The organism is Roseisolibacter sp. H3M3-2, from assembly GCF_029211165.1.
In the GTDB taxonomy this organism is placed as follows: Bacteria; Gemmatimonadota; Gemmatimonadetes; order Gemmatimonadales; family Gemmatimonadaceae; genus Roseisolibacter.
In genome coordinates this window covers 1-8957 of sequence record NZ_JARGEK010000194.1, presented here as the reverse complement: position 1 = coordinate 8957, position 8957 = coordinate 1, and the positions used below count along the sequence as shown (strand labels likewise).

At 75.1% G+C, this 8957-nt stretch carries 5 protein-coding genes; 3 read left to right on the top strand and 2 right to left on the bottom strand.

The features are described from left to right. Nucleotides 1-3206: translocation/assembly module TamB domain-containing protein (locus tag PYV61_RS15600; protein WP_275833196.1), on the top strand; the 3206-nt coding region annotated here is incomplete at its 5' end. A 105-nt stretch (nt 3207-3311) separates the two neighbouring features. Here PYV61_RS15600 and PYV61_RS15595 read toward each other — a convergent pair. Together PYV61_RS15595 and PYV61_RS15590 are read right to left on the bottom strand one after the other, a co-directional pair. Then, nucleotides 3312-4688, bottom strand: coding sequence for a dipeptidase (locus PYV61_RS15595; RefSeq protein ID WP_275833195.1), 1377 nt, complete (start codon nt 4686-4688; stop codon nt 3312-3314). Between the two features lie 17 nt (nt 4689-4705). After that, nucleotides 4706-5053, bottom strand: coding sequence for a CrcB family protein (locus tag PYV61_RS15590; protein WP_275833193.1), 348 nt, complete (start codon nt 5051-5053; stop codon nt 4706-4708). A 223-nt stretch (nt 5054-5276) separates the two neighbouring features. Here PYV61_RS15590 and PYV61_RS15585 point away from each other — a divergent pair, with 223 nt between their 5' ends. Then, a complete protein-coding gene (locus PYV61_RS15585) occupies nt 5277-7013 on the top strand; it encodes an Ig-like domain-containing protein (RefSeq protein WP_275833191.1) in 1737 nt (578 codons plus the stop codon). Between the two features lie 89 nt (nt 7014-7102). Then, nucleotides 7103-8957, top strand: a 1855-nt coding sequence (locus PYV61_RS15580; protein WP_275833189.1) for an acyl-CoA dehydrogenase family protein, incomplete at its 3' end; no start/stop codon positions are given.

Genomic DNA, 8957 nt, shown 5'->3' with positions numbered 1-8957 from the left:
CGGCGCGCGTCGCCACCGGCACCCCCGCCCCGCTGCGCGACGCCGCGCGGCGCCGCACGCCGGGCGCGGCGCCGCGGCGCGCCACCCCGTGGTTCGACGTCGACGTCACCGCGCAGCCGCTGTCGCTGGTGACGGTCGGGCGGTTCGCGCCGGCGGCGGGGCTGCGCGGCAGCGCGTCGGGGCCGATCCGCCTCACCGGCTCGACCGACGACCTGCGCGTCGCCTCGACGCTGCGCCTCTCGGACGGCGGATCGTTCTCGGCGCGCGGGCAGCTGCGCGACCTCACGGGGACGCTCGGCTACGACCTGCGGCTGGAGACGCTGCTGTTCAACGTCAACGCGCTGGCCGAGAAGGCGCCGCGCACCTCGCTGAGCGGGCGGTTCGTGGCGAGCGGGCGCGGGACCGACCCGGCGACGCTGACCGCGAACCTCGCGGCCGACGTCACGACGTCGACGATCGACACGCTGGCGGTGGACGCGTCGACGATCCGCGTGCGGGCGGCGCAGGGCGTGGTCAACGTCGACACCTTCACCGTGCGCGCCCCCGGGGCCAACGCGCAGGTGGTGGGGAGCTTCGGGCTGGTGGGCGCGCGGCGCGGCGAGCTGCAGTACCGCCTCGAGGTCGACTCCCTGGCGGCGCTCGCGCGCTACCTGCCGCGCGACACCGGCGCGGTGGCGCCGCACGCCGCGCTGGCCGCCGCGCGGCTGGCCGAGGCGCGCACCGACTCGGCGCTCCAGTCGCGGCGCCTCACCGTGGCCGCGGCGGCCGCCGACGCGCTGGCGCTCGCGGTGGCGCGGGTGGTGGTCGACACGCCGACGACGATCCGCCGCGACTCGCTGGCCGGCTACGTGGTCGCCGAGGGGCGGGTCGCCGGCTCGATCGCGAACTTCGACCTGCGCGGCCGCGCGGCGGCGCAGGGGCTGGTGGCGCTCGGCAACCAGGTCGGGCGCGCGCGCGTCGCCTACACCTGGCTCGGCGCGATGACGCCGGGGAGCGCGCTGGCCGTGGCGTCGGTCGCCGACTCGGTGCGCGCCGCCGGCTTCTCGCTCGACAGCGTCGACGCGCGCGCGACCTGGCGCCCCGACGGGCCGGGGGCGAGCAGCGGCACGGCGGTGGTCGCGGTGTTCCAGGACGTCGGGCGCTCGTACGACCTGCGCAGCGACTACGCGATCCTCCCCGACCGCAACGAGGCCAAGTTCTCGCAGCTGCGGCTGCGCTTCGACTCGACGCTGTGGGCGTCGACGCGGCCGGGCGCGGTGCGGTGGGGGCAGCCGGGGATCGAGGTCGAGACGGTGGAGCTGAGCAACGGCGCCGGCGGGCTGATCTCGGTCGACGGGCGGCTGCCGAGCACCGGCCCGGCGGACCTGCGCGTCGCCGTGCGCGAGTTCGAGGTCGGCGACGCGCTCGGGCTGCTGCAGAGCGACGTCCCGCTCACCGGCCGCGTGTCGCTCGACGCGACCGTGCAGGGGACGGGGGCGGCGCCGCTGATCCGCGGGACGGCGATGCTGGCCGGCGCGCGCTACGGCGGCACCGAGGTCCCCGACGTCGAGTCGCGCGTCGACTACGCCGACCGCCGGCTGGCCGGCGAGGCGCGCGTGACGCGCGGCACCCGGCCGGTGCTGACGGCCAACGCGTCGCTCCCGATCGACCTCGCGCTCTCAGGCGTCGAGGGGCCGCGGATGGCGGACGACGCGCCGCTGACGGTCGACGCGGTGCTCGACTCGCTGCCGCTCGACCTGGCGTCGCGCTTCACCGACGCGGTGGCCGACGTGCGCGGGACGGCGTCGGGGACGCTGCAGGTGCGCGGCCCGCTGCGCGACCCGAACCCGACGGGCGAGCTGCGGCTGGCCGACGCGGGCTTCCGCCTGACCGCGACCGGGATGCGGCTGCGCGACGCCGGCGGCGTCGTGCGGCTGCAGGGCGACACGGTGGTCGTGGACTCCCTGGGCGGCTACACGCTCGCCAACCGCCGCGGGCGCGTGGGTGTGCGCGGCGGGATCGGCATCGCGACCCCCGCCGAGCCGTCGTTCGACCTGCGGCTGACGGCCGACCGCGCGCGGATGCTCGACAACGAGCAGGGGCGCGTGGACGCCAACGCGCAGGTGTCGGTGTACGGCCCGTACGACCAGGTGTTCGTCAGCGGCGGCGCGCGCGTGCTGGGCGGCGTGATCTACGTCCCCGAGTCGGACAACAAGCAGGTGCTGAGCGCGGGCGACCCGGCGGTGTTCGCGGTGGTCGACACGACCCGGCTGCGCGAGACCGACGTCATCCCGACGCAGAACCCGCTGCTCGACAACCTGCGCGTCGACCTGTACGTGGGCGTGGACCGCGACACGTGGGTGCGCTCGCGCGAGGCGAACGTCGAGGTGTTCAGCGACGGCGACCTGCGGCTCCGCGTCGACCGCGCCAAGCAGGCGCTGGTCCTCGACGGCATCGTCGGCACGGAGCGCGGCCAGTACACCTTCCTGTCCAAGCGCTTCCAGGTGAAGCGCGGGTCGGCGACGTTCGTCGGCACGCAGGAGCTCGACCCGAACCTGCAGGTCACCGCCGAGTACGAGGTGCGGCAGGCGGCGCGCGAGCCGCTGGTGATCCGCATCCAGATCGGCGGCACGCTCTCGGCGCCGCGCATCGCGCTGGAGAGCGACGCGCAGCCGCCGATCGCGCAGACGGACCTGCTCAGCTACCTCGCGTTCGGGAGCGGCTCGGGCTCGCTGCTGCAGTTCGGCGGGTCGAGCGTCGCCGGCGGCTCGGCGGGCGGGAACCCGATCGGCACGGCCGGGCGCCTCGCCACGCAGCAGCTGAGCGGCGTCGCCCTCGGCGTGCTCGCCGACGCCAGCGAGGCGCGCCTCGGCCGCTCGCTCGGCGCCGACGTCCTGAACATCACGCCGGTCCCCGACCTGCCGCCGGAGCTCTTCCGCGCCGACGTGTCGGGGCTGGAGGCGATCCTGAAGGGGACGCAGATCGAGTTCGGCAAGTACTTCAACCGCTCGACCTTCGTCGGCCTGCAGGCGACGCCGGTGTTCTTCCAGGGCGACCCGCCGATCCCGGGCTTCCGCATCGAGTACCGCTTCTCGCGCCTCCCCGGCTACAGCATCGAGAGCAGCTGGCAGCCGCGCTTCTTCCTGCCGGAGCCGAGCCTGGCGCCGCAGAACATCGATCCGAAGAACGCACTCGGCGTCTTCCTCGTCCGCCGCTGGCGCTTCTGAAGCGGGAGTCGTGACCGCGGGAGTCACGAGAGCGGGAGTCGTAAGAGCGCACTGCGCCGTTACGACTCCCGCTCTTTCGACTCCCGTAGTGACGACTCCCGCCGTTCAGGCCTTCGCGTACAGGTCGTAGAGCCGCGCGATGACCTTCGCCCCCCGATGGAAGTTGTCGAGCGACATCCATTCGTTGGGCGCATGCGCGTTCTCCCCGGGGAGGCCGAAGCCGACGAGGAGGACGGTGGCGCCGAGGACGCGCTGGAAGTCGCCGACGACGGGGATCGAGCCGCCCTCGCCCGTGACGACCGGCTCGCGGCCGAACACCTCGGCGAGCGCCTGCTTGGCGGCGTCGAACAGCGGGCCGCCGAGGTCCGCGCGCCAGGGGCGGCCGCCGTGCAGGTGGGTGACGGTCACCGTGACGCCCGGCGGCGCGACGCGCGCGACGTGCGCCGCCATGAGGCGCTCGATCTCCAGCGGGTCCTGGTCGGGGACGAGGCGGCAGCTGACCTTGGCCATCGCCTTGGCGGGGAGCACCGTCTTGGCGCCCTCGCCGGTGTAGCCGCTCAGCAGCCCGTTCACCTCGCACGTCGGGCGCGTCCACAGCCGCTCCAGCACCGTGTACCCCGGCTCGCCGCCGAGCGCGGGGGAGCCCGCCTCGGCGCGGAAGTGCTCGTCGTCGAAGGGGAGGGCGCGCATCTGGGCGCGCACCGCGTCGGGGAACGGGCGCACCGCGTCGTAGAAGCCGGGGATCGCGACCGTGCCGTCGGCGTCGTGCATCGTCGCGAGGATGCGCGCGAGCGCCATCGCCGGGTTGGGGACCGCGCCGCCGTAGCTCCCCGAGTGCAGGTCGCCGGCCGGCCCCTGCACGTCGATCTGGAAGTAGGCCATCCCGCGCAGCGACGAGAGGATCGACGGGATGCCGGGGGCGAACATCGCCGAGTCGGAGATGACGACCGCGTCGCACGCCAGGCGCGCCTTCTCGGCCTCGACGAACGCCTCGAGGTTGACGCTCCCGACCTCCTCCTCCCCCTCGGCGAGGACGATCACGTTCACCGGCAGCGCGCCGCGCGTGCGGAGGTGGGCCTCGAGCGCCTTCACGTGCAGGAAGAGCTGCCCCTTGTCGTCGACCGAGCCGCGCGCGTAGACGTTGCCGTCGCGCACCGTCGGCTCGAACGCCGGCGAGTCCCAGAGCTCCAGCGGCTCGGCGGGCTGCACGTCGTAGTGGCCGTAGACGAGCAGCGTGGGGGCGCCGGGGGCGCCGCGCCACTCGCCGAGGACGATCGGGTGCCCGGGCGTCTCGTGGAGGGCGGCGTCGAGGCCGATGGCGGCGAGGGCGTCGCGCAGCCACCCGGCGGCGCGGCGGGTGTCGCCGTCGTGCTCGGAGCGGGCGCTGACGCTGGGGATGCGGAGGAAGTCGAACAGCTCGTCGCGGGCCCGCTCGGCGTGGGCGTCGAGGAAGGCGGCGGGATCCTGGGTCGGCTGGGCCATGGCGGCGGTCGGGCGGGTCAGCGGTGGGCGAGCGCGAGGCCGGCGAGCACGGCCGCGCCGCCGAGGACGAGGGAGGCGGCGGCGTAGACGGCGGCGCGCGCCGGGGGGAGCGTCACCAGCTCGGCGGCGAACGCCGAGAACGTGGTGAAGCCGCCACACACGCCGACGCCGAGCCACAGCCGGGCCTCGGCGTCGGGGGCCGGCCACCGGGCGAGGACGGCGCCGAGGAGGAGCGAGCCGGCGACGTTGACCGCGAGCGTCCCCCAGGGGTATCCCCCGGGGACCCCGGCGAGCGCCCGTCCGACCAGGAACCGGGCGACCGAGCCGGCGGCGCCGCCGGCGGCGACGAGGAGGACGTGGCGCATGGCGGCCAAGCTAACCCCCCGTCGGGTGGCCCGCGTCGTGCTCCTGAGGCCGCCGGCGGGCGGTGCCGATACTCCCACGGAAGGCACGGCCGGAGCCGCGTGACCGGGACCCCACGGTGGCGCGGTCCCGCGTTGTGACGCTCCCCCCCGCGCACTATCCTGGACCCAGCGCCGCCTCCCCCGAAGGCCCGGGCGGGCGGCTTCCCACGCACATCGGAGCTGCATGCGGTACTTCGCCATTCGGGCCCTGGGCCTGGCGGTCGCGTCGGTCGCGGCCGCGGGCTGCTCGTTCATCACCGGGGTTCCCGACGTCGACCGGGTCCGGGTCACTCTCTCGCCGTCCACCATCGCGGCGACCTCGACCCCGGCGCAGATCACCGGCGAGGCGCTGCGGAAGGACGGGAGCGTCATCAACCACTCGCGGCGGGTGGTGACCTTCCGTTCGTCGAACCCCGCGGTCGCGACGGTCAGCGGCACCGGCAACGGCGTCGTCGCCGGCGTGACGGCCGGCTCGGCGTACATCATCGGCGAGAGCGGCGGCAAGAAGGACTCGGCGCTGGTCACCGTGACGCCGGCGCCGCCCGCCACCATCCAGATCGACCCGACCTTCCCGCGCGTGCGCGTGGGCGGGACGGCCAGCGTGGCCGTGCGGCCGATCGGCAACAACGGGCAGCCCCTCACCGGCTTCACCGTCGCCTGCCAGAGCAGCACGCCCACCATCCTCGGCGCCGCGGCGTCCGGCACCAACTGCGCGCTGAACGGGATCGCGACCGGCACCGCGGTGCTCCGCGTGACGGTCAACGGGGTCTTCGGGCAGGACTTCAACGTCATCGTCGAGAACGAGACGCCGGCGAGCGTCCGCGTCGGCATCCGCTCGCCCCTGCGCGTCGGCGAGACGCTGAACGTGCCGTTCGAGCTGCGCCGCGCCGATGGGAGCGTGATCCCGAGCGCGGGGCGCACCTGCAGCTACACCTCGTCGAACAACGCCGTGCTGGTGGTGAACGGCAGCGGCGTGCTCCAGACGCAGGCGGAAGGGTCGGCCACGGTCACCGTCAACTGCGACAACGTGACGGGGACGCAGACGGTCGAGGTGACCAAGATCCCGGTCGTCGAGGTGGTGCTGCCGCAGGCGCCCGTCTTCCGCGTCCAGGCGCAGAACGTCCTGCGCGCCGTCCCGCTCGACAGCCTGAACCGCGAGCTGGCGACCGCCGGCCGCCTGGTGCGCTTCACCGCGGCCGACCCGACGGTGCTGACCATCAACAGCACGACGGGGATCATCACGCCGCTCAAGTCGGGCACGACGGAGATCACCGTCCGCATCGACTCGGTCGAGCGGAAGACGACGGCCACGGTGACGCCGATCCCGGTCGGCGCGGTGCGCATCAACAACAAGACGATCGACGGCAACCCGGGGACGACGTTCCAGTACACGGCCCAGGTGCTGGACTCGCTCAACCGCGTGCTGACCGACCGCACGGTGCGCTGGACGAGCGGCAACTCGGCGATCGTGTCGATCAACCAGACGACCGGGCTCGCGACCGCGATCCAGCCGGGGTCGGTGCAGATCACCGCCATCGCCGAGCGCGTCCCGGGCCGCCCGGTGGACGGCGAGGTCGGCGACGCGGGGGTGTTCAACGTGTTCGCGGCGCCGGTCGCCCGGATCGTCGTGGCCCCGACGACGGTCTCGCTGCGCGCGGGCGCGGCGACGCTGGTGTCGCTGGTGGCGCAGGACGCCGCCGGCAACCAGCTCTTCGGCCGCACGGTCGCCGCGACGTCGGCCGACCCCGCCGTCGCCGTCGCCGACGGCAGCGGCCGGGTGCAGGCGATCGGCGTCGGCACGACGACGATCCGGTTCCAGGCGGTGACCGCCGGCAATCAGCCCGAGGGGGCGCCGGCCGAGCTGACGGTGACGGTGACCGCGACGTCGGCGAGCGTCCGCCCCGCCCGCGCCACGCCCTGACCCGCCGCCAGGCGCGCGACGGGGCCCCGCCGGACCTTCCGGCGGGGCCCCGCGCGTTTCCGGTCCGTACCCTGCACGCCGAGCCCCGCATGGCCACCCCCAGCACCCAGCCCCCCGCCGCCGACCGTCCCTCGTTCCTGAAGGGGCTGTTCGCCGGCGCGATCCATGACGACCTGCTCTTCCCCTTCCCGCCGACGCTCGACCGGCGCGACCCGGACGAGGCGCGCACCGTCCGCCGCCTCATCGCGGCCGCCCACGAGCTGCGCGACGCGGGGCTGATCGACTCGGCGCGGTTCGACGAGGAGGAGACGGTCCCCGACGCGACGATCCGCGCGATGGCCGAGGTCGGGCTGCTGGGGATCACGGTGCCGCGCGAGTACGGCGGCGCGGGGCTGTCCAGCACCGGCTACGCGCGCGTCTTCGGCACCGTGGCGGCGATGGACGCCTCGCTCGGCGTCGTCATCGGCGTGCACGCGGGGCTGGGGTGCAAGCCGCTGGTGCTGTTCGGCACCGACGAGCAGAAGGCGCGCTACCTCCCCGCCCTGGCGCGCGGCGAGATGCTGGCGGCGTACGCGCTCACCGAGCCCGAGACGGGCTCCGACGCGCAGCACATCGTCACCCGCGCGGAGCCCGACGGCGCGGGCGGGTGGCGCATCACGGGGCGCAAGCACTGGATCGGGCTCGCCCACAAGGCGGGGCTGATCACCGTGTTCGCGCAGACGCCGACGACGGGGCGCGACGGGAAGCCGACGCGGCGCCCCACCGCGTTCCTCGTGCGCCCCGACATGCCCGGGTTCGAGGTGGTGGGGACGGTGCGCAAGATGGGGATCCGCGGCTCGACGCAGGCCGAGCTGGCGTTCCGCGACTGCGCGGTGCCGGCCGACCACGTGCTCGGCGAGGTCGGGCGCGGCTTCGGCGTCGCCGTGAACGTGCTGAACGGCGGGCGCCTGTCGCTGGCCGCGGGGTGCGCGCAGAGCGCGAAGCTCGTGGTCGGCGAGATGGCGCGCTACGCCGAGCAGCGCATCCAGTTCGGCGCGCCGCTGGCGAGCTTCGAGATCACGCAGCGCAAGCTGTCCACGCTCGCCGCCGAGGCGTACGCCGCCGACGCGATGGTCGGGCACCTGGGCGCGGCGCTCGACCGCGAGGACGTCGACGCGTCGCTGGAGGCGGCGGCGGCCAAGGTGTTCGCGTCGGAGCTGATCTGGCGCGCCTGCGACGAGATGGTGCAGGTGGCCGGGGGGCGCGGCTACGTAAAGCCGTACCCGTACGAGCGCATGCTGCGCGACGCGCGCATCAACCGGATCTTCGAGGGGGCGAACGACGTGCTCCGCGTGTTCGTCGCGCTCAACGGCGTCGAGGGGCCCGCGGAGCGGCTGCAGGAGCTGGGGGCGGCGCTGAAGAAGCCGATCGCCAACTTCAACGCGGTGGCCGGCTACGCCACCGACCGCGTGCGCACCGCGCTCGGCGCCGCCACCGACGGCGTGGACGTGCGGCTGCACCGCCGCCTGCTGCCGCACAAGCGCTTCCTCGAGAAGCACACGGCTGAGCTCAAGGGGGCGACGCAGGCGGCGATCGTCACGCACCGCCGCAAGCTGATCGAGCGCCAATTCGTGATCGAGCGGCTGGCCAACATGGCGATCGAGCTGTACGCCCGCGCGGCGACGATCGCGCGCACGCAGGCGCTGCTCGACGAGCGCGGCGAGGCGGCGTGCGCGCACGCGCTGTCGCTGTGCGGGCTGTTCTGCGTCGAGAGCGGGCGGCGCTTCCGCGAGCAGCGCGAGCTGCTGGCCGGGCGCGGCGACGAGGTGGACGACGTGCGGCGCGAGGTCGCCGCGCACGTGCGCGCCGCGGCGGGCTACGACGCGGACGAGGCGGTGCTCGACGCGCGCCCGACCCCCGACGCGCCGCCGCCGCCGGCGGCACCCGAGACGAGCGGCGCGCCGG